Origin of the sequence: Dolomitihabitans soli, assembly GCF_022213955.1 — a bacterium.
GTDB lineage: Bacteria > Actinomycetota > Actinomycetes > Streptosporangiales > Streptosporangiaceae > Streptosporangium_A > Streptosporangium_A soli.
On sequence record NZ_JAKNTW010000045.1, the window covers coordinates 1 to 24,830 of the forward strand.

General features: G+C 69.4%; 31 protein-coding genes. 22 read left to right on the top strand and 9 right to left on the bottom strand.

The features are described 5' to 3' along the window. A partial coding sequence (locus tag MBA17_RS46115) for a WXG100-like domain-containing protein (protein ID WP_238505118.1) occupies positions 1-792 on the bottom strand: 792 nt, incomplete at its 3' end. Beyond that, the gene (locus tag MBA17_RS46120) at positions 783-1,109 is read right to left on the bottom strand and encodes a hypothetical protein (protein ID WP_238505123.1); all 327 of its coding nucleotides are present in this window, start codon (positions 1,107-1,109) and stop codon (positions 783-785) included. The genes MBA17_RS46120 and MBA17_RS46115, both read right to left, overlap by 10 nt. A 117-nt stretch (positions 1,110-1,226) precedes the next feature. Between MBA17_RS46120 and MBA17_RS46125 the strand changes: the two genes are divergently transcribed. From MBA17_RS46125 to MBA17_RS46145, 5 genes are all read left to right on the top strand, one after another. Further along, entirely contained in the window at positions 1,227-1,595 is a 369-nt protein-coding gene (locus tag MBA17_RS46125; protein ID WP_238505124.1) for a YbaB/EbfC family nucleoid-associated protein, read from the top strand. Positions 1,596-1,609: 14 nt separating this feature from the next. Next, positions 1,610-1,993 (top strand): YbaB/EbfC family nucleoid-associated protein, encoded by a 384-nt coding sequence (locus MBA17_RS46130; protein WP_238505125.1) that lies wholly within the window; start codon positions 1,610-1,612, stop codon positions 1,991-1,993. 87 nt (positions 1,994-2,080) lie between these two features. Further along, the gene (locus MBA17_RS46135; protein ID WP_238505128.1) at positions 2,081-2,479 is read left to right on the top strand and encodes a YciI family protein; all 399 of its coding nucleotides are present in this window, start codon (positions 2,081-2,083) and stop codon (positions 2,477-2,479) included. Then, a complete protein-coding gene (locus MBA17_RS46140) occupies positions 2,476-3,744 on the top strand; it encodes an RNA polymerase sigma factor (RefSeq protein WP_238505130.1) in 1,269 nt (422 codons plus the stop codon). The genes MBA17_RS46135 and MBA17_RS46140 overlap by 4 nt, the downstream gene beginning before the upstream one ends. A 106-nt stretch (positions 3,745-3,850) precedes the next feature. Next, positions 3,851-4,678: a GNAT family N-acetyltransferase gene (locus MBA17_RS46145; RefSeq protein WP_238505132.1), complete on the top strand. Its 828-nt coding sequence runs from the start codon at positions 3,851-3,853 to the stop codon at positions 4,676-4,678. A 43-nt stretch (positions 4,679-4,721) separates the two neighbouring features. On the opposite strand, the gene MBA17_RS46150 is transcribed toward MBA17_RS46145, so the two are convergent. Then, a complete protein-coding gene (locus MBA17_RS46150) occupies positions 4,722-4,904 on the bottom strand; it encodes a hypothetical protein (protein ID WP_238505133.1) in 183 nt (60 codons plus the stop codon). A 156-nt stretch (positions 4,905-5,060) separates the two neighbouring features. Here MBA17_RS46150 and MBA17_RS46155 point away from each other — a divergent pair, with 156 nt between their 5' ends. After that, the gene (locus tag MBA17_RS46155) at positions 5,061-5,309 is read left to right on the top strand and encodes an HGxxPAAW family protein (RefSeq protein ID WP_238505135.1); all 249 of its coding nucleotides are present in this window, start codon (positions 5,061-5,063) and stop codon (positions 5,307-5,309) included. A 138-nt stretch (positions 5,310-5,447) separates the two neighbouring features. Here MBA17_RS46155 and MBA17_RS46160 read toward each other — a convergent pair whose 3' ends face one another. Then, positions 5,448-5,807, bottom strand: a complete 360-nt coding sequence (locus MBA17_RS46160; RefSeq protein ID WP_238505137.1) for a DUF742 domain-containing protein — start codon at positions 5,805-5,807, stop codon at positions 5,448-5,450. Continuing rightward, positions 5,804-7,915: a sensor histidine kinase gene (locus MBA17_RS46165; RefSeq protein ID WP_238505141.1), complete on the bottom strand. Its 2,112-nt coding sequence runs from the start codon at positions 7,913-7,915 to the stop codon at positions 5,804-5,806. The genes MBA17_RS46160 and MBA17_RS46165 overlap by 4 nt, the downstream gene beginning before the upstream one ends. A gap of 192 nt (positions 7,916-8,107) precedes the next feature. Between MBA17_RS46165 and MBA17_RS46170 the strand changes: the two genes are divergently transcribed. The 5 genes from MBA17_RS46170 to MBA17_RS46190 all read left to right on the top strand — a co-directional run bounded on the left by MBA17_RS46170 (position 8,108) and on the right by MBA17_RS46190 (position 10,812). Further along, positions 8,108-8,335: a hypothetical protein gene (locus MBA17_RS46170; protein WP_238505143.1), complete on the top strand. Its 228-nt coding sequence runs from the start codon at positions 8,108-8,110 to the stop codon at positions 8,333-8,335. Positions 8,336-8,462: 127 nt separating this feature from the next. After that, positions 8,463-8,750 (top strand): hypothetical protein, encoded by a 288-nt coding sequence (locus MBA17_RS46175; protein ID WP_238505144.1) that lies wholly within the window; start codon positions 8,463-8,465, stop codon positions 8,748-8,750. Positions 8,751-8,880: 130 nt separating this feature from the next. Beyond that, positions 8,881-9,795: an EamA family transporter gene (locus tag MBA17_RS46180; protein ID WP_238505155.1), complete on the top strand. Its 915-nt coding sequence runs from the start codon at positions 8,881-8,883 to the stop codon at positions 9,793-9,795. Beyond that, entirely contained in the window at positions 9,792-10,415 is a 624-nt protein-coding gene (locus MBA17_RS46185; RefSeq protein ID WP_238505157.1) for a GntR family transcriptional regulator, read from the top strand. Before MBA17_RS46180 ends, MBA17_RS46185 begins: the two co-directional genes overlap by 4 nt. Positions 10,416-10,461: 46 nt before the next feature. Beyond that, entirely contained in the window at positions 10,462-10,812 is a 351-nt protein-coding gene (locus MBA17_RS46190; protein WP_238505159.1) for a hypothetical protein, read from the top strand. 28 nt (positions 10,813-10,840) lie between these two features. Here the strand turns inward: MBA17_RS46190 and MBA17_RS46195 are convergent, their stop codons facing one another. The 3 genes from MBA17_RS46195 to MBA17_RS46205 all read right to left on the bottom strand — a co-directional run bounded on the left by MBA17_RS46195 (position 10,841) and on the right by MBA17_RS46205 (position 12,752). Continuing rightward, positions 10,841-11,392: a PIN domain-containing protein gene (locus MBA17_RS46195; RefSeq protein WP_238505160.1), complete on the bottom strand. Its 552-nt coding sequence runs from the start codon at positions 11,390-11,392 to the stop codon at positions 10,841-10,843. Positions 11,393-11,394: 2 nt separating this feature from the next. Then, positions 11,395-11,859, bottom strand: coding sequence for an excisionase family DNA-binding protein (locus MBA17_RS46200; protein WP_238505161.1), 465 nt, complete (start codon positions 11,857-11,859; stop codon positions 11,395-11,397). Positions 11,860-11,987: 128 nt separating this feature from the next. Further along, a complete protein-coding gene (locus MBA17_RS46205; RefSeq protein WP_238505163.1) occupies positions 11,988-12,752 on the bottom strand; it encodes a crotonase/enoyl-CoA hydratase family protein in 765 nt (254 codons plus the stop codon). Between the two features lie 212 nt (positions 12,753-12,964). On the opposite strand from MBA17_RS46205, the gene MBA17_RS46210 reads away from it, so the two are divergent. From MBA17_RS46210 to rfbD, 4 genes are read left to right on the top strand one after another with little or no spacing between them, the layout of a single operon-like run. Then, positions 12,965-14,416: a sugar transferase gene (locus MBA17_RS46210; RefSeq protein ID WP_238505251.1), complete on the top strand. Its 1,452-nt coding sequence runs from the start codon at positions 12,965-12,967 to the stop codon at positions 14,414-14,416. Positions 14,417-14,418: 2 nt separating this feature from the next. Further along, positions 14,419-15,486, top strand: coding sequence for a glucose-1-phosphate thymidylyltransferase (locus MBA17_RS46215; protein WP_238505165.1), 1,068 nt, complete (start codon positions 14,419-14,421; stop codon positions 15,484-15,486). Then, the gene (gene rfbB / locus MBA17_RS46220; RefSeq protein WP_238505167.1) at positions 15,483-16,466 is read left to right on the top strand and encodes a dTDP-glucose 4,6-dehydratase; all 984 of its coding nucleotides are present in this window, start codon (positions 15,483-15,485) and stop codon (positions 16,464-16,466) included. The genes MBA17_RS46215 and rfbB overlap by 4 nt, the downstream gene beginning before the upstream one ends. Beyond that, positions 16,463-17,314, top strand: coding sequence for a dTDP-4-dehydrorhamnose reductase (gene rfbD / locus MBA17_RS46225; RefSeq protein ID WP_238505169.1), 852 nt, complete (start codon positions 16,463-16,465; stop codon positions 17,312-17,314). Before rfbB ends, rfbD begins: the two co-directional genes overlap by 4 nt. Here rfbD and rfbC read toward each other — a convergent pair. Then, positions 17,308-17,901, bottom strand: coding sequence for a dTDP-4-dehydrorhamnose 3,5-epimerase (gene rfbC, locus MBA17_RS46230; RefSeq protein ID WP_238505171.1), 594 nt, complete (start codon positions 17,899-17,901; stop codon positions 17,308-17,310). The genes rfbD and rfbC overlap by 7 nt on opposite strands. A gap of 59 nt (positions 17,902-17,960) precedes the next feature. On the opposite strand from rfbC, the gene MBA17_RS46235 reads away from it, so the two are divergent. The 7 genes from MBA17_RS46235 to MBA17_RS46265 are packed head-to-tail and all read left to right on the top strand — an operon-like array spanning position 17,961 to position 24,828. Next, positions 17,961-18,854: a phytanoyl-CoA dioxygenase family protein gene (locus MBA17_RS46235; protein ID WP_238505173.1), complete on the top strand. Its 894-nt coding sequence runs from the start codon at positions 17,961-17,963 to the stop codon at positions 18,852-18,854. Between the two features lie 5 nt (positions 18,855-18,859). Continuing rightward, on the top strand, positions 18,860-20,065 hold the full coding sequence (locus tag MBA17_RS46240; RefSeq protein ID WP_238505174.1) for a methyltransferase domain-containing protein: 1,206 nt from the start codon (positions 18,860-18,862) through the stop codon (positions 20,063-20,065). After that, a complete protein-coding gene (locus MBA17_RS46245; protein WP_238505176.1) occupies positions 20,062-20,856 on the top strand; it encodes a sugar phosphate nucleotidyltransferase in 795 nt (264 codons plus the stop codon). Before MBA17_RS46240 ends, MBA17_RS46245 begins: the two co-directional genes overlap by 4 nt. Continuing rightward, entirely contained in the window at positions 20,853-21,503 is a 651-nt protein-coding gene (locus MBA17_RS50085; protein ID WP_455432982.1) for a PIG-L deacetylase family protein, read from the top strand. Before MBA17_RS46245 ends, MBA17_RS50085 begins: the two co-directional genes overlap by 4 nt. Before the next feature lie 5 nt (positions 21,504-21,508). Beyond that, positions 21,509-22,546, top strand: a complete 1,038-nt coding sequence (locus MBA17_RS46255) for an NAD-dependent epimerase/dehydratase family protein (RefSeq protein WP_238505178.1) — start codon at positions 21,509-21,511, stop codon at positions 22,544-22,546. After that, positions 22,543-23,841 (top strand): DUF4910 domain-containing protein, encoded by a 1,299-nt coding sequence (locus tag MBA17_RS46260; RefSeq protein ID WP_238505183.1) that lies wholly within the window; start codon positions 22,543-22,545, stop codon positions 23,839-23,841. Before MBA17_RS46255 ends, MBA17_RS46260 begins: the two co-directional genes overlap by 4 nt. A 6-nt stretch (positions 23,842-23,847) precedes the next feature. Next, positions 23,848-24,828 (top strand): hypothetical protein, encoded by a 981-nt coding sequence (locus MBA17_RS46265; RefSeq protein WP_238505185.1) that lies wholly within the window; start codon positions 23,848-23,850, stop codon positions 24,826-24,828. Positions 24,829-24,830: the final 2 nt, after the last annotated feature.

Consider the following 24,830-nt stretch of genomic DNA (forward strand, 5'->3'; position numbering starts at 1 on the left):
CGCGTCCTCCTCCTCCCTTGTCTTGATACTGTCGCGGAGTTCCTTGGCCAGCCGTCTCCTCTCAGCAGCCGTCGTGCCGATGGTGGTGTCGGGAATGTCGCCATGAAACTTCCCGGTGTTGTCCTTCGTGCCCCACGCAAACAAGATCCTCGAGGTGTCCGAGATGCTGCCACCGCCGCCCGCTCGGAACGGGATGCCGGGTCCGGCTCCGGCTCCGGCGAGTGCCGGACTCCCGCCGCCGGGAGAACGCAGGTTCCGCAGGATGCGCTCGAACGGCTCGGTGGTCCGGCGGCCGAGGGCGGGGGCGATCACCCGGCCGGTTCCCTCGCTCGCCTCGCGCAGGATCTTCCCCATCGCGTAGCGGGCGGAGAGCATCGTCGCCGACGCCGCGCCGACGCCGAGCGGGCCGCCCGTGAGAAGCGCCTGGCTGACCCGCACCGTGGTGACCGCCGCCCACGTGGCCACTGCGACCTTGGTAGCCGTCACCACCGTGGCGGTGCCGTCGAGCACGACCGGGGCGAACTTGGCCGCGTTGGCAGCCTGGGACAGGTGTCCGCCGTTGGCACCCGTCTGCTCCCAGTGCTCGGCGAGGGCGGTCGCGGAGCCGCCCTTGTAGGTCTGCTGCGTCACCTGTAGCGCCGAATCGGCCGCTGCCCCGGCCGGGTCCGTGCCCGCGAGCACGGTTCGCCACGCGGCCGCGTCCTTCCTGATCTCGTCCTCGTCGATGTTCGGCCACGGGATGCCGAGCAGGTCGAGCACCGCCTTGAGGTCGGGCGGCAGTGTCACCCCCATGCTTCGCCGTGCAGCTTTCCGGTGTCGCCCAGGCTGACTTCCTCGGCCGCGCGGCTGCGGCTGGCCACGGTGTTCAGGCTGTCGCCGGTCGTGCCGATCGTGTCGGCCAAGCCAGTGAGGGCCTCGACCCCCATCCTGGTGCACTCGGCGTACGCGCTGGTGAACAGGCCTAGGAGGCCATCGTCGCCCCACGCGCCGCCGCCGGCTCCGCGTTCGCTCAGCCGTTGCATGGCTGCTGCGTAGTCTTCGCCGTTTGCCCGCACCCGTGTGGCGTTTTCGGACATAACATCCGAAGACATTTCAAAGCCGGATGTCATGGCTATTGACTCTAGCGCGGGTCTGTGGATTCGCATGTTGCGTTCCGTCTGTCCGGGGCCTGCCTAGACTGGACGACTCGGTCGAATTCCACCCAGGGGAGTCAGGACATGTCAGGAGTGGAGCTCCAGCATCTGGAGCGGACTCTCGAACAGGCCCAGAAGATCATGCTCAAGCTGGAGGAAGCCCAGGCCAGGATCCTGCGGGTCGTCGGAGACGGCGAAGGCGCCGACGGCCTCGTGAAGGTCGCGTCCGATGGCCAAGGCGGCATCAAGAAGATCCACTTCAATCCTCGTATCATGCGGCTCGACAGCACGACTCTCGGTCAGGAGGTGACGGCGGCGATTCAGGCGGCCCAGCAGCAGGCGGAGCGTCAGTCACAAGAGATCATGAGTGAGGTTCTGGCCCTCACCGCCGCGATGCCGGAACCGCCGGACGAGACCTTCGTCCGCGAGCGCGTCGAGGAAGTGGCTCGTCAGCTCTACTAGCCAGGAGGCAGGAAATGTACGGCTCGCGCATGGAGCCAGGCGACATCCGCGACGAAGACCTGGAGCGGTCCGCGGACCAGGCGGCGGAGATGCTGGCGTGGATCGAGACGGCGAAGGACGAGGTCGATGAGATCGTCGGCGTCGGGGCCGGGGAGTCCGGTCACGTCAAGGCGACCGCGGCGGCCGACGGCAAGGTCCTCGCGGTGACGTTCGAACCCAGGGCCCTGCGTCTGGACAGCCGGACGCTGGCCGCGGAGGTGCTGTCGGCGGTCCAGGAGGCACAGGGCGACGCCGAGCGGCAGACCCATGAGCTGATGCGCGTGGCGCTGCCCGGTTTCGACCCCGTCGAGACTCAGGCGCAGCTCGACCGTGTGCTGCGGGCTCCGCTCGACGGGTGATCTCCAAAAGTCTCGTGAGGATGTCGAGAACGTGGCGGCGTGCTTCGACCTACAAGTGAGAGCACCCGGGAAACAAGGAGCCACGACATGAAGTACATGCTGCTGATGCAGTTCGGCCCGCAGAGCGCCCTCCCGCCGATGGACACCTGGCCCGCGGAGGACGTCAAGGCGCACATCGAGTTCATGGGCGGGATGAACCAGAAGCTGGTCGACGCCGGGGAACTCGTCGAGGCGCAGGGGCTGGCGATGCCGGACCAGGCCAAGATCGTGCGGGCCGGGGACGGCGGAGCCGCCGTCGTCACGGACGGTCCGTTTCCCGAGACGAAGGAGTTCCTGGTCGGCTACTGGATCGTCGACTGCGAGAGCCCGGAGCGGGCGGTCGACATCGCCGCGTACGCCTCGACCGCGCCCGGGCCCGGCGGCGAGCCGTTGAACATGCCGATCGAGGTACGCCAGGTGATGTCGGGACCGGCCGAGGAGTTGTGACCGCCGGAGCGTCCGTCGACGACCTGCTGCGCGAACTCGCGCCGCAGGTCGTCGGCGTGCTCACCCGGCGCTTCGGAGACTTCGACGCCGCCGAGGACGCGGTCCAGGAATCGCTGCTCGACGCGTCGGCCCAGTGGCCGGTGGAGGGCGTGCCCGGCAACCCGCGCGGCTGGCTCATCCAGGTCGCGTACCGCAGGATGACCGAGCAACTCCGCAACGAGCAGGCGCGGCGCAGGCGGGAGGACCTGGTGGCCACGCAGGCCCCGCAGGATCGGCGGGCCGCGCCGCCCGCGGACGTCGCCGCCGAGTCAGGCCGCGACGACACGCTGATCATGCTGTTCCTCTGCTGCCATCCCGCCCTGACCCCCGCCTCGGCGATCGCCCTCACCCTGCGGTCCGTGGGCGGTCTGACCACCGCCGAGATCGCCAAGGCGTTCATGGTGCCCGAGGCGACGATGGCGCAGCGGATCAGCCGGGCCAAGCAGCGCATCAAGGCGTCCGGAATCCCGTTCAGCATGCCGGCTGCCGAGGAACGGGCGCGGCGGCTCGGTTCCGTGCTGCACGTGCTGTACCTCGTCTTCAACGAGGGCTACGCCAGCAGCACCGGGCCCGACCTGCAACGCGTGGAGCTGTCCCACGAGGCGATCCGCCTGGCCAGGATGCTCCACGACCTGCTCCCCGGCGAGAGCGAGGTGGCCGGCCTGCTCGCGCTGATGCTCCTCACCGACGCCCGCCGCCCCGCCCGGACCGGCCCCGGCGGCGCCCCGATCCCGCTGGCCGACCAGGACCGCGGTCTGTGGGACGGCAAGGCCATCACCGAGGGGGTCGCCCTCATCACCGCCGCCCTGGCCGCCGGCGCGGTCGGCCCCTACCAGCTCCAGGCGGCCATCGCCGCGGTCCACGACGAGTCGGCGACGGCCGAGGAGACCGACTGGCCGCAGATCCTCGCCCTGTACGGCCTGCTGGAGCGCATGTCCGACAATCCGATGGTCTCGCTCAACCGCGCCGTCGCCGCCGCGATGGTGCACGGTCCCGCGGCCGGCCTCGACATGCTCAAGGCTCTCGACGCCGACGGCCGCCTGGCCGGTCATCACCGCTTCTACACCGCCCGGGCCCACCTGCGGGAGATGGCCGGCGACCGGCAGGCGGCCATCGACGACTACCGCGTCGCGGCGAGCCGTACGACCAGTGCTCCCGAGCGGGACCACCTCACCACCCGCGCGGCCCAGCTCGCCGCCGCGGACCGGCCCGGAAGGCACGCGTGACCGTTGTCGCAGCGCGGCGGGCGGCGGAGTTCGCCCGGTTCACCGGAGTGGGAGGGCCGGAAAACGGTTCGACAGCTTGTCGGGGTAATTGAGATACTTGTGCCTTATGCGCGAATTGCCGGTGCGGCGGCTTGATACAGGGGACCTGGCGGCGTGCCTGCGGCTGGCCGTGGAACGCGAGTGGCGTCCCGAAGAGCACAAGTGGCGGTTGCTCTTCGAGATCGGTGACGTCTACGGGATCGACGATCCGGACGGTGGCCTGGCGGGCACGGTGATCTGCACGCCGTACGGCGACGAGGTGGCCGCGATCAGCATGATGCTCGTGGCCAAGCGCTTCGAGCGGCGCGGCCTGGGCGGCCGGCTGATGAGCCACGCCATGGAACGCGCGGGGACGGCGACCATCTGCCTGACGGCCACGGAGTACGGCCGCACGCTGTACGAGCGGCTGGGCTTTCGCGGGATCAGCCGGTGCACGACCTACAGCGGGCAACTCCGTCGGGAGCCGGTGGACGGTTCCCGCCCCGCGACGGCGTCCGACCTGTCCGAGATCTTCGCCCTGGACGCCGAGGTCTTCGGCGCTCCGCGTACCGAGTTGCTGACCAGGCTGCCCGACTTCGCCGAGGAGATCTGGGTGGCCGACGGAGCCGACGGCATCGCCGGTTACGGGGCCGCCTGGCGCAACATCGACGAGGCGGTCATCGGCCCGGTGATCGCCCAGGACACGGCCACCGCGCTGGCGCTGATCAGCGACCTGTCCGCCGCGGTGGACGGCCCGGTGCGGCTGGAACTCGACCATCGCCACCCGGCCCTGATCGCCTGGGCGGCCGATCACGGCCTGGTCAACCGCTTCTCCACCGTCGTGATGGAGTGCGGCAAGCCGCTGCCCTGCGACGCGACCCGACTCTTCAACCCGGTCATGCAGGCCCTTTCCTGACGCGATCAGTGCGGCCCAAGGCCCATCAGGATGACCGGCGCGATCAGTGCAGCCCCAGGCCCATCAGGATGAACAGGCCGATGAAGTGGGCGAGCACCAGAATGACGAGCAGGGAGACGAACAGGAACTTCGCGGGGCCGTGCTCGAAGTGCTTGCCCTCCTCGGGCGGCGGCAGCTTCGCCTGGCGGTCGGCGATGCGTTCTTCGAGAGGCTTGCGGCCGAACATTCGACCTCTATCGTTGGAGGGCGGATCGTTCTCCCACTCTATGTCAGGGGCCCTCAGCCAAGGGCCGGTGGAGCGGGCGACGAGGGCATCCGGTATATCCGATATGCGGGGTCAGGTGTCTCGCGAGGGACCGTTCGACGAGGAAGGGGCAACAGCATGGCAGGGAAGGGACACGGAGGCCGTCCGTCCTCCTGGCTCGCGGTGATCGTCATTCTGGCGGGCTTCACCGTCAGCGGAGTGGGCCTGACCATGGGCCCGCAGTGGCTCGTCGTCTGGGTCGGCGCCGGCGTCATCGCGGTGGGCGGGGTGATCGCCATGGTCGTCGACATCTTCTCCGACGTGGTCCTCGACACCCCCCGGCAGATGAGCGCCGAGCAGCGGGAGCCGGTGACCAGCGGCAACTGACCTCCGGTCATGCCCTCCGGGAATCGCCCCGGAGGGAATCGCCGCGGAGGGAGATTCAATCGTCGCGTGGGCATCCTCGCCGCACGACATCCCCTGACCGGGTCGCGGCACGCCGTTCCCGTTTCTCGCCGCCGGGTCTCACAGCGCCTGAAGCCCTTGGAGCACCTCGCGGAGGAGGTGCTCCTGCGGCAGCCTCGCCACGGTCGCCGGCGGGCGTAAGGACACCAGGCCGCGGTCGCGCAGATCGCCGAGCAGCACCCTGACCACGGCCACGGCCAGGCGCGTGTCCGAGGCGATCTCGGCCACCGAGACGGGCGCCTGGCAGGTCCCGAGCACCCGCACGTGCTCGGGAGCGAGCCCGTCGGAGATCTCGCCGGGGACGGCGGTCACGATGGCGATGAGATCGAAGTCGGCACCCGTGGGACGGGTACGGCCGCGCGTCATCGTGTACGGCCTGACGATCGGGCCCGCGTCCTGGTCGAGCCAGCGGTCGGTCATGGCCGATGGCCCTCCTCGGCCCTGCGCCAGCCGGACCTGAACGATGCCAGCAGGGTCGCCGAGACGGGCTCCTCGGTGACCGGTTCTTCCACCCGCGGGCGTTCTCGGCGTGCCTCCACCGGTTCACGAAGTTGCGGGACCAGGTTCGCCTGCCGTACGCGCCGGGGGAGGTCGGCCGGTGGGGTGGCGGCGGGCGGAGGGGGCGGTGCGGCGGCGGGCGGGACGGGTGGCACCCGCTCGACCGAGAAGGTGGACGTGGCGGGCGTGAACATCGGGTTGGGCAGTTCGGGCGCCTGCACCACCAGTTCGCCGGGGATGAGCAGGATCGCGGTGGTCCCGCCGTACGGGGAAGGGCGGAGCGAGACGTGGATGCCCTGTCGCGCGGCCAGCCTGCCGACCACGAAGAGGCCGAGGCGGTCGCTGTCGGCGAGGTCGAACTCCGGCGGATGGGTCAGCCGGTGGTTGATCGCGGCGTACTCGGCGGGGCCCATGCCGAGGCCGCGGTCCTCGACCTCCAGGGCGTAGCCGCGTGCGACGATCTCGCCGCGGACGTGGACCTGGGTCTGCGGCGGGGAGAAGATGGTGGCGTTCTCGACCAGTTCGGCGATCAGGTGGACCACGTCGGTCACCGCGGTGCCGACCAGCGCCGGGCCCGAGTGGATGTCGATGGACACACGAAGATAGTCCTCGATCTCCTCGGTCGACGCCCTGATGATGTCGAAAATGGTCACCGGATTGCGCCAGCCGCGGCCGGGTTGCGCACCGGACAGGATGATCAGGCCCTCGGAGTGGCGGCGCATGCGGGTGGTCATGTGGTCGAGGGCGAACAGGTCGTCCAGCGTCTCGGCGTCGGTGGCGCGACGTTCCATGGTCTCCAGCATGGCGAGCTGGCGGTGCAGCAGCGACTGGCTGCGGCGGGCCAGGTTCAGGAAGACCTTGCCGACGCCCTTGCGCAGCTCGGCCTGCCCGACCGCGGCCTGGATGGCGGTGCGCTGGACGGAGACGAACGCTTCGCCGACGCTGGCGATCTCCACGGTCGTGCCGGCCGCCAGCCGGGGCATCTCCTCGGCGACGTCGACGCGCTCGCCGCGCCGGAGCCGGTCGACCACGTCCGGCAGCCGCTTGTGCGCCAGGTTCAGCGCGGCCTCCTGCAGCCCGCCGAGCTCCACGCCGATCCGCCTGACGAACCGCACGGACAGGAAGATCGACAATGCGATGGCCAGCAGGCCCAGACCGGCCGCGGCGATGATCTCGATCAGCACGTTGACGGCGAGCGGGGCCGCGCGGTCGGCGCTCACCTTGCTGATCTCGCCCCCGACCCGGTCGAAGGTGTCCGACAGCGATCGGGCGCTCTTCGCCCAGGAGGACGCCTCGGCGGGCAGCGGACGGCCCGCCCGCACCGCCATGACCGTTCCCTCGATCTCCTGGAACTCGCGGAAGGCCGGGGAGGTCTGCAGCTCCAGGTACGGCGCGCGGAGCCCGGTGTCGAGCTGCTCGAAGGCCATGGCGTACAGCATCCGGCGGTTGTTCACCAGTCTGGTGAACTCGGTGAGCTCCTCGCCGGTGATCTTCTTTGAGGTCAGCACGCCGTTCAGCAGTGCGGCCTGGCGGCTGAGCTGCTCGCGGCTGTGGCCCATCAGGGTGATCGCGCGGGCCTGGTCGATCAGGTCGATGTCGGCGGAGACCCGCATCTTGTCGAAGACGCGGAACGCGGAGTCGACGATCGCGTTGTACGCCTCCAGGATCTGCAGGCGGGTGAAGTTGCGGGTGTCGACCCTGACCCGGATGTCGGCGAGGCGCTCCAGGTGGACCAGCAGTTCGCCGACGCGCTGGCGGAGGATCGGCGGGGTGTCGGCGCTGACGCCGTCGGCCAGCGCCCGCCGCTCAAGGGCGCTCCGCGCGCGGTCGGTGGCGGCCCGCATCTTGTCGAGTTCGCCGCGGTCGTTGGCGTCCTGGCCCACGTAGGCGGAGGAGCCGAGCCGCTCCTGCTGCAGGGTGGTGGTCACTGTTCTGGCGGGGACGATGACCTCGTCGAACACCGAGCCGATCCGCAGCAACTCCTGGCCGCTGCTGACGGTGGAGGTCGCGGCGTAGGCCCAGATCGCCACCAGAGATACGATGGGAACGAGGAGTAATGCAGCGATCTTTCCCCGAATTGAATGTTGGCGGCCCATAACGAGACCCTCACATTCCGGGTGGTGCACGTTAATAGTGGCGAAACACTAGCAACGGATGGCACGTGCCACTAGGGGCACAATTTGCCGAAGTCAGCCCATGGTGCCGCCGGGACGCCTGGGGCCTTGAGGGTGCCAGGTCGCGGTCAAGGGTTCGGTCAACTCGTCTACCTGCACGGCGGCGAGAAGGAGCCGTATCCGTCCGCAGGCGCCGTCGTGACCGGTCTTGACGGAAAACTTCTGCGGCTCGGCGGCGACCGGCCGGGAACGTTCCAAGCCGGATGGTCGCGACGCCGATCACCCGTCTCGGCGGCCGCGGTGGAGACCCTGATCCGCGCCCGCGTCCTCAAGTGATCTGCTCGGGCGGGAACGGGACGTTCACTGGGCGCCATGTCTCCATTGTGTAGCCATGCGGTAACGGCGGAACCTTGTGCACTCCGGGCACGTCTGTCATTGGTAAAGGCGACAGGGGGAGGCGGCCGTGAGACGAGTCGCGGAACTGGCCGAAACACAGGTAGCCCAGGTGGCCCCGGCGGTGCGTGCCCGCGGGGGCGAGTTGGAGGCGGCGGGTGCGGTGCAGCTTGTCCGTTTCGCTCCCCAGGTGGTGACCGCTGAGGTGGACGACTGCGCGGCGCACGTGGAGTTCACGATCGTGGACGACTCCCTCCGGTGCTACTGCACGTGCGCGGCCGGCCGTACGGGCGATTTCTGTGCGCACTGCGTGGCCACGGCTCTGGCGACGACGCGGCGGGTGCCGGTTCCCAAGTGATCGAGCGCCGGATCCTCGGCTGATCCGGCGGGCGGTGCCGTACCCGGGTGAAGGCACCTGGAGTGGGTGCCGGGCGGTCCTCGTATATCAATTGGACAGCGACTGTCTGGTTGTCAGACAATCGGCACTTGTGAAGCAAAACGGACCGCTCGCCGTGGTCGGAGCCGCCGCGCTGTGGGGAACCTCCGGTACGGCGGGCGTACTCGCCATCGACTCCCAGGTCTCCCTCGTCTCCCTCACCGCCGCCCGTCTGGTGATCGGCGGCGCGGTCCTCGCGCTGGCCGCCGGGACCGCGATCCTGCGCGTGCCCTCACGCGGTCTCATCCTGCTCGCCACGCTCGCCGTGGTGGGCTTCCAGCTGGCCTTCTTCGCCTCGATCACCCGGACCGGCGTGGCGATCGGCACCGTCGTCGCCATCGGCAGCGGCCCCGTCTTCACCGGCCTGCTCACCTGGCTGTTCGACGGCACCCGCCCCACCCCGCGCTGGACGGCCGCCACCGCCACCGCCATCGCCGGCTGCGTCGCACTGGTCGTCGGCGGCGGCACCCAGACGGGCAGCCAGGCCGGCACCCAGGCCGGCAGCCAGGTCACGGCCGGGATCGCCCTCGCCCTCCTGGCCGGTCTGCTGTACGCCCTCTACGCCGTCATCGCCTCCCGGGTGATCCGCACGGGCGTTCCCTCGGGTGCCGTCATGGGTGCCATGTTCGGCGGCTCGGCCCTCATCATGCTGCCGATCCTGCTGCTGACCGACACCGCCTGGCTCGCCACCCCCGGCGGCCTGATCGCCGCCGTCTATCTCGGCTGCGCCACCACCGCCCTGTCCTACTTCCTGTACGGCAGGGGCCTCCGGACCACCCCCGTGACCGTCGCCGCCACCCTCGCCCTCGCCGAACCGGCCGTCGCGACCCTGCTGGGCGTGCTCGTCCTCGGCGAACGGCTGGTCGTCACCTCGCTCGCCGGGCTCGTCCTGCTCGGCGCGAGCCTGGTCGTGGTCGCCCTTCCCGGCGGCGCGGTCCGGCGGCAGGCGGCAGAATCGTCGGTGTGAGCATTCCCCTGCGTCCCGTCTCCGCGGTGACCGCCCTGACCGACGCCCTGCGCGACCGTGTGCTCTCGGGCGAGCTCGCCCCGGGCACCGCCCTGCCCGAACAGGAACTCGCCCTCTCGTACGGCGTGGCCAGGCCGACCGTCCGCGAGGCGCTCGCCGCTCTCGTCCACGAGGGACTCCTGCGGCGCGAGCGCAACCGCAGCGCCTACGTCCCCGAGGTGAGCCCCGCCGACCTGGCCGACCTCATGTTCGTCCGCCGTCCCCTGGAGGACCTGATGGCCACCGCGCTCGCCGGCCACCGGGTCGCCGCCGCCGACGAGGCGCTGACCCGCTTGGCCGCCCTGCCCGGCGACTCACCCTGGTCGCAGGTCGTCGCCGAGCACATGGCACTGCACCAGGCGCTGGTCGTCGCCGTCGGCAGCCCGCGCCTCGAACGCCTCTACACCTCCCTGGCCGCCGAAACCCGCCTCGGCCTGGTACGGCTCCGCAACGTGTACGAGGACAGGGACGTCCTCGTCGCCGAGCACCGAGACCTCCTCGACGCCATCGAGACCGGCCCGCCCGACGCCGCCCGGGTCGCCGTCATGTCCCATCTAGATCACTCATGGGGCACCTCTTAGCCCGTTCACTTGCACGCGGCACCCTGGAGTCGTCAGAATCGCGCCCATGCACGGCAACTCAGTGCCGGACACCTACGTGTACGTCACCGAAGAGGGCGTGACCCGCCACTACGCGGACGGCAGTGTCGAGGCTCTCGCGTGGGAGGACGTCGTCGAAGTGCGTGTCGAAGGTGACACGGCGGCTGATGTCCTCTATGTCCTACTCGATCGTGACGGCCAGGGATGTGTCGTGCCGAAGTCCGCCACCGACGCCTCCTTCCTCACCAGGCTCCGCTACCTCCCCGACTTCGACCTCGACCGCCTCGCCTCCGCCACGGCCACCCCCCGCGACGGCTACACCGTCGTCTGGCGCAGCCCCGACCCCCCGTCCCCCCTGCCCGACCTCGAATACGACTAGGTTCACGGCATGGCGAGCGTCCACGTCGTCAATCGAAACGCAATGCCGCCGCGGTCTCCACCAACCCGCTTCGCTCCAGCTGTTTCAGCACTTCGTCGAGAGTTTCCGGCGGGTTGACCCGCTGGTCGACGATTTGCTGCACGCAGGAGAAGACGACCCTGTCTGCGACATCGACGAGGTCGAGGAGAAACTCGTCGGGAGACTTGGCGACGATGCCCCAGGGGCCAAGCACGTCGGCGGGAAAGTCCACGAGATTCGATGTGACGATGACTTCCGCTCCGCCCTTGATCGCGGCGGCCAGAACGTGCCGGTCATCGGCGTCGGGCAGCTTGAGACCTTCGATCAGAGGCTCGAAGTCCACGATGAGACAGTCGGCTACCGCTTGGAGCATGAGAGCTCGCAGACGTTTGCGTTTGGCCTCTGTCGCGGCGGGGCGCTTGGCCAGTGCGCGGTCGAGTTCGTCGAGGATCTGATGTGTCCATCTGGGCTGTACGAGCCGTGCGCGGCCGACTCGGATGAGCAGGTCGCGTACGGTGTTTCCGTACAGTGCGCATGCGTCGTAGACCACGATCGGCGTCATGGTCAGTCGTCGCCGAGGTCCTGGCCGAGCTGGGACAGCTCGTCCACCACGCCCCTTCGCCTCAGGTCGTCCTGACGCCTGTAGTCCATCACGGCGTCGAACCGGACTCTCCGGTGGCGGCCGACAAGGCGGAAGTCGATCTCGCCGCGTTCGAGCAGGCCGATGAGATAAGGGCGGGAGACGTTGAGCAGGTCGGCCGCCTGCTGGGTCGTGAGCTCGGCGTTGAGCGGATAGACCTGAACTCCTTGCCCCCGGGACATCGCGCCGAGGATGTACGTGAACATCTCGACCGCCTGGCGTGGCAGCACCAACGCCTGTTCGCCGCCACCTTCGACGAGGACCTCGAACTCATCGCCGACGCTCGGGCTGTGCGCAAGGTAGTCGTTGATGCGTCGGAGAGCTCGCGCCGCCTTCTCGGGGTCCACGGCGCCCGGCGGCACAGATCCGACATGTGCTGTGGGAGTCATGGTCATCAACCTCCTATTCGAAGTATCCGCAATATTCGATGTCAACGCAAGCCTGTCGGATCGAGTCGGTCTGTGGCGACCTTCTCGTTGGTCTGCCGTGCGTCGTCGCCTTGGCCGGGGATGGTGGTTCACCGGCCGTGGCGGCCGGCTCCGTCGCGGAAGCGGGTGACGCCGTCGAGGACGTTCGCGCGGAGTGAGGCGGTGCCGTGCCGGTACTCGGTGGCGAGGGCCTCCTCTTCGTCCAGTCCCTCCTGTTCCAGGGCCGAGAGCCGGTCGTTTCGGAGGCAGGTCTGGGGGAGCGCGCTCAGGGTGGCGGCGAGTTCCTCGGCGGCGGCGCGGGCGGTGCCGGGCGGGACGACTCGGTTGACGAGGCCGATGTCCAGGGCTTCGGCGGCTCCGACGGGGCGGCCGGTGAGGATGAGGTCCATCGCCCGGCCCGCTCCGATGAGGCGCGGCAGCCGTACCGTCCCGCCGTCGATCAGCGGCACGCCCCAGCGGCGGCAGAAGACTCCGAAGGTCGCGTCCTCGGCGGCGACGCGGAGATCGCACCAGAGGGAGAGTTCGAGCCCGCCCGCGACCGCGTAGCCCTCGACGGCGGCGATGACGGGTTTGCCGAGGCGCAGGCGGGTGGGCCCCATCGGGCCGTCGCCCGCCGGATCGGTCCGGTTGGCCCGGGGGGTGCCGATGGCGTGCAGGTCGGCCCCGGAGCAGAAGGTGCCGCCGGCTCCCCAGAGGACGGCGACCGAGGCGGCCGGGTCGGCGTCGAAGGCACGGAAGGCGGCGGCGAGCGAGGCGGCCGTCGGTCCGTCCACGGCGTTGCGCACGTCGGGACGGTCGAGGATCACCGTCGTGACCGGGCCGGAGCGTTCGATGCGTAGAGTCACGGGGTCCACGGCAACACCATTTGGACCGTTCCGTCAAGTGCCCACCTGTCTTGCATTTAGGCCGAATGTGGACAGCGTGCCTTATTCCCCTCAAGACAGCCGATCTTTAGGCTTTCCCGTGGGTACCCGCCGCTCTTGATACATGAGGGAAATGTGTCAACCGCCGGGGCGCAATGCGCGTCTCGTTTCTGCTAACTAAATTCAGCAGGGGTGGGAGTGGAATGAGGGTGGGGATTGAGGAGCCCGCTGTAGCGCTCCTCGATGGTGTTTCACGCACGGCTCCGAGCATCTGGACACGCTCCTATGTGCGGAACCTGCTGGCGGGAGATCTCGCGTGTGCGGTGATCGCCTGCGAAACGGTTATCGGGACACGACTCTGGTTCGGTGCGTACATCCCAGGGTCAGAGGCACTGCTCGGACTTGTTCTCGCACTCGCGTGGCCGGCGGCGATGGCGCTGGGGGGCGCCTACCGCAAGCGGGTCCACGGGGAGGGCACGGAAGAATTCCGGGTGGTGTTCAACGGAGGTTTAGGGCTGACTGCTGCTGTGGCGATCGGTGCTTATGCCACGCAGACGACCATCGCCAGAAGTTTTGTCATGGCGATGTTTCCGCTGGCCCTGCTTCTGACGTTGTTCTTCAGATATCGGCTGCGTAAACGCTTGCACAGGTTGCGCCAACAAGGTGAATACGTCCGTCAGATGGTCGCGGTGGGCCATCGTGAGGCGGTCCTCGATCTGGTGCTGCAATTCCGGCGCCAGCCCCACCACGGGATGCAGGTCGTCGCCGCCTGCGTGCCGGAGGGACGGGGGATGGACATCGACGGGATCGAGGTGCTCGGCGACTTCGGCGAGGTGGCCCTGGCCGTGGCCAAGGTGCAGGCCGACTCGGTGGCGATCCTGGCCTGTCCCGAGCTCGACGGCACGGCGCTGCGGCGCCTCGCCTGGAGTCTGGAGGAGGGCAGGACCGACCTGTTCGTCGCGCCCGCGCTGCTGGACGTGGCGGGACCGCGGATCAGCATCCGGCCGGTGGCGGGGATGCCGCTGCTCCATGTCGAGCATCCCGAGTTCAACGGTGCGAAGCAGTTCGTGAAGGTGCTCTTCGACCGGGTGGTCGGCGGGCTGGTCCTGCTCGCGCTCGCGCCGCCCATGCTGGTGATCGCGGCGATCATCAGGAGCACCAGCCCGGGACCTGCGCTGTTCAGGCAGGCGAGGGTGGGCAAGGGCGGCGTCGAGTTCCAGGTCCTGAAATTTCGCACGATGGTGAATGACGCCGAGCGGCTCAAGATCGAACTGCTGGAGAACAACGAGTTCGACGGCGTGCTGTTCAAAATGCGGAAGGACCCCCGGATCACCCGCGTTGGCGCGTTCCTGCGCCGGTACTCCCTCGATGAGCTGCCACAACTGCTCAACGTGATGCGCGGTGAGATGTCGCTCGTCGGCCCGCGCCCGCCGCTGCCCGAAGAGGTCAGACAGTACGGCGAAGATGTGCGCCGCCGCTTGGTGGTCAAGCCTGGTATGACCGGACTGTGGCAAGTGAGCGGCCGGTCCGATCTGAGTTGGGAGGAGTCGGTACGGCTCGACCTGCGCTATGTCGAGAACTGGTCGCTCGTCCTCGACCTCCAGATCCTCTGGAAGACCTGGTCCGCTGTGACAGGCGGAGAAGGAGCGTACTAGCTGTGAAAGCACTCGTGCTCGCCGGCGGATCGGGCACCCGGCTTCGGCCCATCACGCACACCTCACCCAAGCAACTCGTTCCGGTGGCCAACAAACCGGTCCTCTTCTACGGTTTGGAGGCCACCGCCGCCACCGGGATCACCGAGGTCGGGATCGTCGTCGGCGACACCCAGGCGGAGATCCAGGCGGCCGTCGGCGACGGCTCCGCCTTCGGCCTGCGGGTGACCTACCTGCGGCAGGAGGCGCCGCTCGGGCTGGCCCACGCGGTCGCCATCGCCCGCGACTACCTCGGCGAAGACGACTTCGTCATGTACCTCGGCGACAACTTCATCGTCGGCGGCATCGACGACCTGGTCGGCAGGTTCACGGCCGACCGGCCCGCCGCCCAGATCCTGCTCACCCAGGTGCCCGACCCGCGCCAGTTCGGCGTCGCCGAACTCGACGCCTCGGGACGCGTGATCGGCCTGGAGGAGAAGCCGCAGGTGCCCAAGAGCGACCTGGCTCTCGTCGGCGTCTACCTCTTCACCCCGGCGATCCACGAGGCGGTGGCCAAGCTCGAACCGTCGTCCCGGGGCGAGCTGGAGATCACCGACGCCATCCAGGGCCTGATCGACGCCGGGCACCGGGTCGAGTCCACCGTCATTTCCGGCTACTGGAAGGACACCGGGAACGTCACCGACATGCTGGAGGTCAACAGGCTGGTCCTGGAGTCCCTGACGCCACGCGTCGACGGGCGGGTCGACGCGGAGAGCGAGCTGATCGGCCGGGTGGTCGTCGAGCCCGGCGCCGAGGTCGAGAGGTCACGGATCGTCGGGCCGGTCGTCATCGGCGCGGGGACCCGGATCCTCGACAGCTACGTCGGGCCGTTCACCTCGATCGCCGCCGCCTGCACGATCAGTCACAGCGAGATCGAGTACTCCATCGTGCTGCCCCGGGCGTCGATCTCGGGAGTACGCAGGATCGAGGCGTCGCTCATCGGTCACGACGTGGAGATCACCCCTGCCCCCGCCACCCCCAGAGCCCACCGTCTCGTGCTGGGCGATCACAGCAAGGTGCAGATCAGCACATGAGGGAACACAGAGTTCTGGTCACCGGGGGGGCCGGGTTCATCGGCTCCCACTATGTGCGCTCGCTGGCCGGCGACGGCGCCGAGATAACTGTTCTGGACAGGCTCACCTACGCGGGGAACATGGCCAACCTCGCGCCCGTGGACGGCCTGTACACCTTCGTGCACGGAGACATCTGCGACGACAAGCTGCTGGCCGAGGTGGTGCCCGGGCACGACCTCGTCGTCAACTTCGCGGCGGAGTCGCATGTCGACCGGTCCATCGACGGCTCCGAGACGTTCGTGCGGACCAACGTGCTCGGCACCCAGACGCTGATGCAGGCGTGTCTCGACGCCGGCACACCGAGGGTGGTGCAGGTGTCCACCGACGAGGTCTACGGGTCGATCGACGACGGTTCGTGGGGGGAGTCGTCGCCGATCGCGCCGCGCTCGCCGTACGCGGCGGCGAAGGCGGGGGGTGACCTGGTGGCGCGCGCCTACGCGATCACGCACGGGTTACCCGTCTCGATCACCAGGTGCGGCAACAACTACGGCCCGTACCAGCACCCGGAGAAGGCCATTCCGCGGTTCGTCACCAACCTGCTCCAGGGGTTGAAGATCCCGCTCTACGGCGACGGGCAGAACGTCCGCGACTGGGTGCACGTGGAGGATCACTGCCGGGGGATCCGGCTGGTCTCTGAGGTGGGCGAGCCCGGCGAGGTGTATCACATCGCGGGCACGGCCGAGGTGACCAACAACGAGCTGACCGGCCGGCTGCTCGCCGCGCTGGGCGTCGACTGGAGCATGGTCGAGCGGGTGGCCGACCGCAAGGCCCATGATCGCCGCTACTCGCTCGACGACGCCAGGCTGCGGGCCCTCGGCTACCGGCCGTCGGTCGCGTTCGAGGACGGCCTGGCGGAGACGGTCCGCTGGTACTCCGACAACCCCTCCTGGTGGAAGGCGCTGGTCAAGGGCGGTCCGAGTGGAGCGGAGGGGCGACCATGAGATGGCTGATCACCGGTGCGCACGGCATGCTGGGCACCGACCTGGTCGCGTTGCTCCGGCGCCGGGGGAGCTATGTCGTGGCGCCGGCGCGGGCGCGGCTCGACGTACGCGATGCGACGGCCGTCACGGAGGCCGTCCACAGCCACCGGCCCGACGTGGTGGTCAACTGCGCCGCGTGGACCGACGTGGACGGGGCCGAGTCGCACGAGGACGAGGCGCTCGCGGTCAACGGCCGTGCGGTCCGCGTCCTGGCCGAGCGGTGCGCCGAGCGGGGCGCCCGGCTGATCCAGATCTCCACCGACTACGTCTTCGACGGCTCCGCGTGCATGCCGTACGAGGAGGGCGGGGAGGTGAAGCCGCTGAACGCCTACGGGCGCACCAAGCTGGAGGGGGAGCGGGCCGCGCTCGACCACGGCCACCACGTGGTCAGGACGGCCTGGCTGTACGGCGCGGGCGGGCCCAGCTTCGTGCGTACGATGATCAGGCTGGCGGCCGAGCGCGACACCGTCTCGGTGGTGAACGACCAGTACGGCCAGCCGACCTGGACCGTCGACCTGGCCGAGCAACTCCTGCGGCTGGGCGAGAGCGCCGCCCCGCCCGGTGTGTACCACTGCACCAACGGCGGCCAGACGACGTGGTACGACTTCGCCCGCGAGATCTTCGCGGCCTTGGGCGCCGACGCCGAGCGGGTCCGGCCGATCTCCTCGCTGGAGTTCCCCAGCCCGGCGCGGCGGCCCTCGTACAGCGTGCTCGGTCACGACGCGTGGCAGAGGGCCGGGCTGGCCCTCTGCCGTGACTGGCGGGAGGCGTTCCGCGACGCGTGGCCGGTGCTGGGGGACGTTCAGTGACGCAGTGTCTCGTAGTGGGCCAGGCACGCCTGGTAGTCGGGCAGCAGCCCGCTGTCGATCGCCTCCTTCAGGGAGGGGGCGGCGGCGTCCTTGTCCGACAGCAGGGGACGCACGTCGGCGGGCCAGTCGATCGCGAGCCCGGGGTCCAGTGGGTGGATTCCGTGCTCACGGCCGGGCGCGTACGGCTGGGAGCACAGGTAGACCACGGTCGCCTGCTCGCTGAGCGTCAGGAAGCCGTGGCCGAGCCCTTCGGCGACGTAGAGCCCGCGCCGGGTCACGTCGTCGAGGAGGACGGTCTCCCAGCGGCCGAAGCCGGGCGAGCCGACGCGGAGGTCCACGACCACGTCGAGGATCGCGCCGGACACGCACATGACGTACTTCGCCTGGCCGGGCGGCACGTCGGCGAAGTGCAGGCCGCGCAGTGCGCCCCGCTGCGACACGGAGCAGTTGACCTGCGCGAGGTCCAGCTGTTGTCCGGTGGCCTCCCGCAGGTCGGCTGCCCGGAAACTCTCAAGGAACGCGCCACGCGAGTCCGCGTGAATTCGCGGCGTGTGACACCAGGCTCCGTCGATACCAAGGCGATCCATGAGCCGAAGAATTCCACAGGATTATCAGTCGCGCCTGCTGCGCGGAAGGGACAATTCCGATGACCTCTGTCTTCTCCAACAGCCGGGTGGACGACGACACACGTCGTCACCTGCTGTTCCAGGGCGAGGTGTTCGTCTACTCCGCTTCGCCCGCCTCGGCGGAGCTGGTCGGGTTCGCCCGCGAATTGATCGCCGAGGCGTTCGGCGGCCGGGACCCGGAGACCGCCCAGTTCGACATGGCGGTGGAGGAGTTCGCCGCGTTACTGGCCGATCTCAAGCCGCGATTCATTCACCATCCGCGGTGTAAGGAGTTACTGCCCCGGGTGATCGAGGAGTTCGGCTGCACGCTCGGCCAGACCTACTTCGACGTCCCCCGGCTGCGCACGTCCACGTCCAACGACTACCTCACCTCAGGCATCTCCTACGCCTTCCACCCGCACCGCGACTGCTGGTACTCGGCCCCGTTCAACCAGGTCAACTGGTGGATCCCGGTATACGACGTGGTGCCGGAGAACGTGATGGCCTTCCACACCGGCTACTTCGACCAGCCGGTGCGCAACGGCAGCGCCCGCTACGACTACGGCGAATGGAACCGCACCAGCCGGCAGACCGCCGCGCAGCACGTGCGGGGCGACACCAGGGATCAGCCCAGGCCCGAGGAGCCGATCGACCTGGAGCCGCAGGTGCGGGTGGTGCCGGAACCCGGCGGAGTGATGATCTTCTCCGGCGCCCAGCTCCACTCCACCGTGCCCAACACCTCCGGCCGGACCAGGTTCAGCATCGACTTCCGCACGGTCGACATCGACGACGTGCGATCCGGGCGCGGGGCGCCGAACGTGGACGCCGAGTGCACCGGCACCACGCTGCGCGACTTCGTCCGCTGCTCCGACCTGGACGCCATGCCGGAAGAGCTGGCCCAGCGGTACGAGTCCGCCGCCCTGGCGCGGGTGTGACGCCGATGACGACCTGCCGGCTGTGCGGTTCGACGAGTCTCGCCGACGTCGTCGACCTGGGCGCGACCCCGCCGTGTGAGCTGTTCCTCACCGAGGCGGGGCTCGACGAGCCCGAGATGACGTATCCGCTGCACCTGCGCGTCTGCACGGCCTGCTGGCTCGCCCAGCTGCCGCCGCTGATCACGCCGCAGGAGACCTTCACGGAGTACGCCTACTTCTCCTCCTACTCCTCCTCCTGGGTGGAGCACGCCCGGGAGTTCGTGGCGGAGCGGAAGCTCGGCCCGGATTCGTTCGTGGTGGAGGTGGCCAGCAACGACGGCTACCTGCTGCGGCACGTCGTCGAGCGCGGGGTGCGCTGCCTGGGCATCGAGCCGTCGGCCAACGTGGGGCAGGCGGCCAGGGACAAGGGCGTGCCCACCCTGACGGAGTTCCTCGGCCCCGAGGTCGGCGCGGCCGTACGGGCGGAGCACGGGCCCGCGGACCTGGTGGTGGCGAACAACGTGTACGCCCACATTCCCGACATCATCGGGTTCACCAAGGGGTTGCGGGCGTTGGTGGCCGACGACGGCCTGGTCTCCATCGAGGTGCAGCACCTGCTCACCCTGATGGAGCTCAACCAGTGGGACACGATCTACCACGAGCACTTCCAGTACTACACGGTCGCCTCGGCACAGCGGGCCCTGCACGCCGGCGGGCTGCGGCTGCTGGACGTCGAGCTGCTGCCCACGCACGGCGGCTCGATCCGGCTGTGGGCGGGCGTCTCGGGCGAGCCGAGCCGGCGGGTGACCGACGTGCTGGCCCGTGAGAAGGCGGCCGGCCTGCACGAGCTGTCCGGCTACGCCGAGTTCGCGGGCCGGGTCGCGAAGGTACGGCGCAACCTGCTCCGCTTCCTCGTCGACGCGGCCGAGCGCGGTGAGACCGTGGTCGGCTACGGAGCCCCGGGCAAGGGCAACACGCTGCTCAACCATTGCGGCATCCGGACCGACCTGCTGGCGTACACCGTCGACCGGAACCCGTACAAGCACGGCCGGTTCACCCCCGGCACCCGGATCCCGATCCTGCCGCCCGAGCGGATCGCCGAAGACCGGCCCGACTACGTGCTGGTCCTGCCGTGGAACCTCCGCGAGGAGCTCACCGGCCAGCTTTCCTACGTCCACGCCTGGGGCGGCCGCCTGGTCTTCCCCATTCCGAGCTTGGAGATCGTCTCGTGAAGGTCGTCCTCTTCTGCGGCGGGTACGGCACGCGCATGCGCAGCGGCACCGCCGGCGACGTGCCGAAGCCGATGCAACTCGTGGGCCCGCGCCCGCTCATCTGGCATGTCATGCGCTACTACGCGCACTTCGGTCACACGGAGTTCGTGCTCTGCCTCGGGTACGGCTCGCAGCACATCACCGACTTCTTCCTGAACTACCAGGAGACGACGTCCAACGATTTCGTCCTGCGCGGCGGGCGGATGGAGCTGTTGTCGACCGACATCTCCGACTGGTCGATCTCGTTCGTGCACACCGGGACGGCGTCGCCGATCGGGGAGAGGTTACGCCGGGTCCGTGACCATCTCGACGGCGACGAGGTGTTCCTGGCCAACTACGCCGACGTGCTCACCGACGCGCCGCTGGACGACATCGTCGACCGGTTCGCGAGTTCGGGCGCGGGCGCGTCGATGATGGTCGTCCCGCCGGCCGAGACCTTCCACTGCATCGAGCTGGGCGAGAAGGGCCTGGTCGGGGGGATCACTCCGGTGAGTCAGATGCCCCTGTGGGTCAACGGCGGATATTTCGTCTTACGCCAGGAGATTTTCGACCACATCCCGGAGAACGGCGACCTCGTCGCCGACGGCTGCGCCGAGCTGGCCAAACAAGGCCGGCTGCTGTCCTACCCCTACCGCGGATACTGGCGGCCCACCGACACGGTCAAGGAGCGGGTGGCGCTCGACGAGGCGTACGCGCGAGGCGAACGGCCGTGGGCGCTGTGGGAGACGGCGGCGAAGGCCGGAGCCGCGTGATCGGGCTCTCACCGGGCGGGATCAACCGGATCGTGGTCCTCGGCGCGCACTGTGACGACATCGCGATCGGCGCGGGAGGGGCCCTGCTGACCATCTGCTCGGCCCACCCCGGCACCCAGGTCGACGCGCTGGTGCTCGCCGGCGGCGGCACCGATCGGGAGGACGAGGAGCACGCCGCGCTCACCGCCTTCTGCCCCGGCGCGGACCTGCGGCTCACCGTCCTCAAGCTGCCCGACGGACGGCTGCCCGCGCACTGGGACGAGGCGAAGGACGCACTGCAGGACCTCCGTGCCCGGACCGACCCCGACCTGCTGTTCGCGCCGCACCCCGGCGACGCCCACCAGGACCACCGCGGCCTGGCGAAGCTGGTGCCGACCGCCTTCCGCGACCACCTGACCCTCGGCTACGAGATCGTCAAATGGGACGGCGACCTGGCCCGCCCGTCGGTCTACCAGCCCCTCGCGCCCGGCGTCGCCGAGGCGAAGGTGTCCCTGCTGCAACAGCACTACCCCTCGCAACGGCACCGCCCCTGGTACGACCGCGAGGCGTTCCTCGGGCTCGCCCGGATCCGCGGCATCGAATGCCAGGCGCGCTACGCCGAGGCGTTCCACGTGAACAAGCTGACTCTCGACTTGGCTGGAGGATGAACCGGATGCGCGTGCTGCTGACCGGGCACCAGGGATATCTGGGCACCGTGATGGCCCCCGTGCTCGTCGACGCGGGTCACGAGGTGGTCGGCCTGGATCACGGGCTGTTCGCCCACTGCGTGCTCGGCCCGCCGCCGGACGACCCCGAGGGCCATCGGATCGACCTGCGCGACGTCGAGGCCGAGCACCTCGCGGGCTTCGACGCGGTGGTCCACCTCGCCGCCCTGTCGAACGACCCGCTCGGCGCGCTGGCCCCGCAACTGACCTACGACATCAACCACCACGCCTCCGTACGGCTGGCCCGCCTGGCCCGCGAGGCCGGTGTGCGCCGGTTCCTCTACGCCTCCACCTGCTCGGTCTACGGCGCCTCCGGCGGAGACGACCTGCTCGACGAGGACGCCCCGCTGCGGCCCGTCACGCCGTACGCCGAGTCGAAGGTGCGCGTCGAGGACGAGTTGCTCGCGCTGGCGGACGACTGGTTCACCCCCGTGTTCCTGCGCAACGCCACGGCGTTCGGCTTCTCGCCCCGGCTGCGCGCGGACATCGTGCTGAACAACCTGGTCGGCCACGCCTACCTGGCGGGCCAGGTGCGGGTGCTCTCCGACGGCACCCCGTGGCGTCCGCTGGTCCACGCGGGGGACATCGCCGCCGCCTTCGCCGCCGTGCTCACCGCACCCCGCGAAGCCGTGCACGCGCGGGCGTTCAACGTCGGGACCGAGCGGAACAACGTGACCGTGGCGGAGATCGCCGCCGAGGTCCTCGCGGCGGTTCCCGGGTCCGAGCTGCTGATCACCGGCGAGTCCGGCGGCGACCCGCGCTCCTACCGGGTCGACTTCTCCCGGATCCGCGCTGCGCTGCCCGACTTCCACGCCCGGTGGAGCGTGCAGGCGGGCGCGGTCGAGCTGGTCGAGGCGTACCGGCTGCACGGGCTGACCAAGCACGACTTCGAGCGCCGGTTCACCCGGCTCGCCTGGCTGTCGGACCACCGCGCGTCGGGCGGCCTCGACGGCTCCCTGCGTCCCACCGGGGCGGCCACCCGATGACCGATGCCGGCGCCGAGATGCACGCTCTGGTGAAACGCCTCTACCCGCTGTGCCGCAGCATCACCGGGGACGGGGTGCGCCGCACACTGGAGATCATCGGGGAGAGTGTCCCGCTGGAGATCCACGAGGTGCCGACGGGGACCGAGGTCCTCGACTGGAACGTGCCGAGGGAATGGAACATCCGCGACGCCTACATCAAGGACTCCCAGGGCAAGCGGGTGGTCGACTTCGCCGACTCCAACCTGCACGTGGTGGGCTACAGCGTGCCGGTGTCGGCCACCATGACCCTCGACGAGCTGCGCGGCCACCTGCACACGCTCCCCGAGCAGCCGGACCTGATCCCTTACCGGACCAGCTACTACCGCGAGACCTGGGGCTTCTGCCTGCGCGCCGACACGCTGGCGGAGCTGCCCGACGAACGGTACGAGGTGCTGATCGACTCCACGCTGGCCGACGGGCACCTGACCTACGGCGAGTACGTCGTGCCGGGGCGGACCAGTGAGGAGGTGCTCGTCTCCTGTCACGTGTGCCACCCCTCGCTCGCCAACGACAACCTCGCGGGCGTCGCCGTGGCCGTCTCGCTGGCGCGGCGGCTCGCGGCGACCGAGCCCCGGTTCACCTACCGCTTCCTGTTCGCGCCCGGCACCATCGGCTCCATCACCTGGCTCGCCCGCAACCTCATGCGCGGCTCCGAGCTGGACGCGGCGCGGGCCGACCGGATCAGGCACGGGCTGGTGCTGGCCTGCGCGGGAGACTCCGGCGCGCTGACCTACAAGCGCAGCAGGCGCGGCGACGCCGAGATCGACCGGGCCGTCGCCCACGTCCTGCGATCCTCCGGCCGCGACCACACCCTCGTGGACTTCTCCCCGTACGGCTACGACGAACGGCAGTTCTGCTCACCCGGCTTCGACCTCCCGGTCGGCTCCCTGACCAGGACCCCGTACGCCGGCTACCCCGAGTATCACACCTCGGCGGACAACCCCGACTTCGTCTCACCCGAGGCGATGGCCGACACCTTATCGACCTGCTGGGAGGTCACCAGGGTGCTGGAACGCAACCGCCCATACGTGAACCAGAGCCCGTACGGCGAGCCGCAGCTCGGCAGGCGCGGGCTCTACGGCTCACTGGGCGGACGCAGCGACACCGAACAAACCCAGATGGCGATGCTGTGGGTGCTGAACCTCTCGGACGGCTCCCACACCCTCCTCGACATCGCCGAGCGATCAGGTCTGCCGTTCGCCGTGGTGGCGGACGTCGCACAGGCCCTTCACACCGCCCACCTCATCAGGGAGTAGATCCGCATGACGATCTCCATCAACGGCACGCCCACCCTGCGTGTCGGAGACCTCGTGCAAGTCCTCGATGCAGAGGAGATCATGGCCACGCTCGACGAGAAGGGAGAACTGGACAACCTGCCGTTCATGCCGGAGATGCTGCGCTACTGCGGGCGGCGGATGACCGTGCACAAGGTGGCGCACAAGCTCTGCGACACGCAGACGCGCACCGGCCTGCGGCGGATGGAACGAGCGGTGCACCTCACGGGGGCGCGCTGCGACGGAGGGGCGCACGGCGGCTGCCAGACCGCCTGCTCGCTCTACTGGAAGGAGGCCTGGCTCAGAAAGGTCAAGCCCGGCGGCGGCGACGGCGACCCCCACAAGGGCGCGACTCCGCTCCTGCTCCAGATCAGCACCCGGCGCGAGCCGGGGCCGGACGGTGAGGAACGCTTTCGCTGCCAGGCCACCGAACTGCTGCGCGCGGCGCCGACCTGCCTGCCGCTGCGCTCCACCGGGCAGTTCGTCACGGACGTGCGCTCCGGGAACGCGGGCGTGTTCGCCACGCTGCGCACGGTCCTCTTCGGGCTGTTCAATCGTTTCCAGCACGCGAGTAAGCGATTACTGCCGCCCCGGCTGCGCATCAAGGAGGGCCTCGCCTGGGGATTCGTCAAAGGCCGTGTCACCGGGCCGACTCCGGTAACGAAATTGGATCTGAAACCCGGAGAACTCGTCCGGATCAAGTCCAAAGATGAGATCCTCAACACGCTCAACCAGGACCTGCTCAACCGGGGTATGGGCTTTGAGGAAGAAATGGCCCGCTACTGCGGCCAGACCGGGCGCGTGCGCGCCCGCGTCGACCGGTGCATCGACGAGAAGACCGGCCGGCTACTTGAAATGAAGAACTCCTGCATCATCCTGGAGGACATCGTGTGCTCCGGCGTGTACAAAGCCAACTGTCCTCGCGAGTTCGTACCGTTCTGGCGTGAGATCTGGTTGGAAAGGGTCTAGGA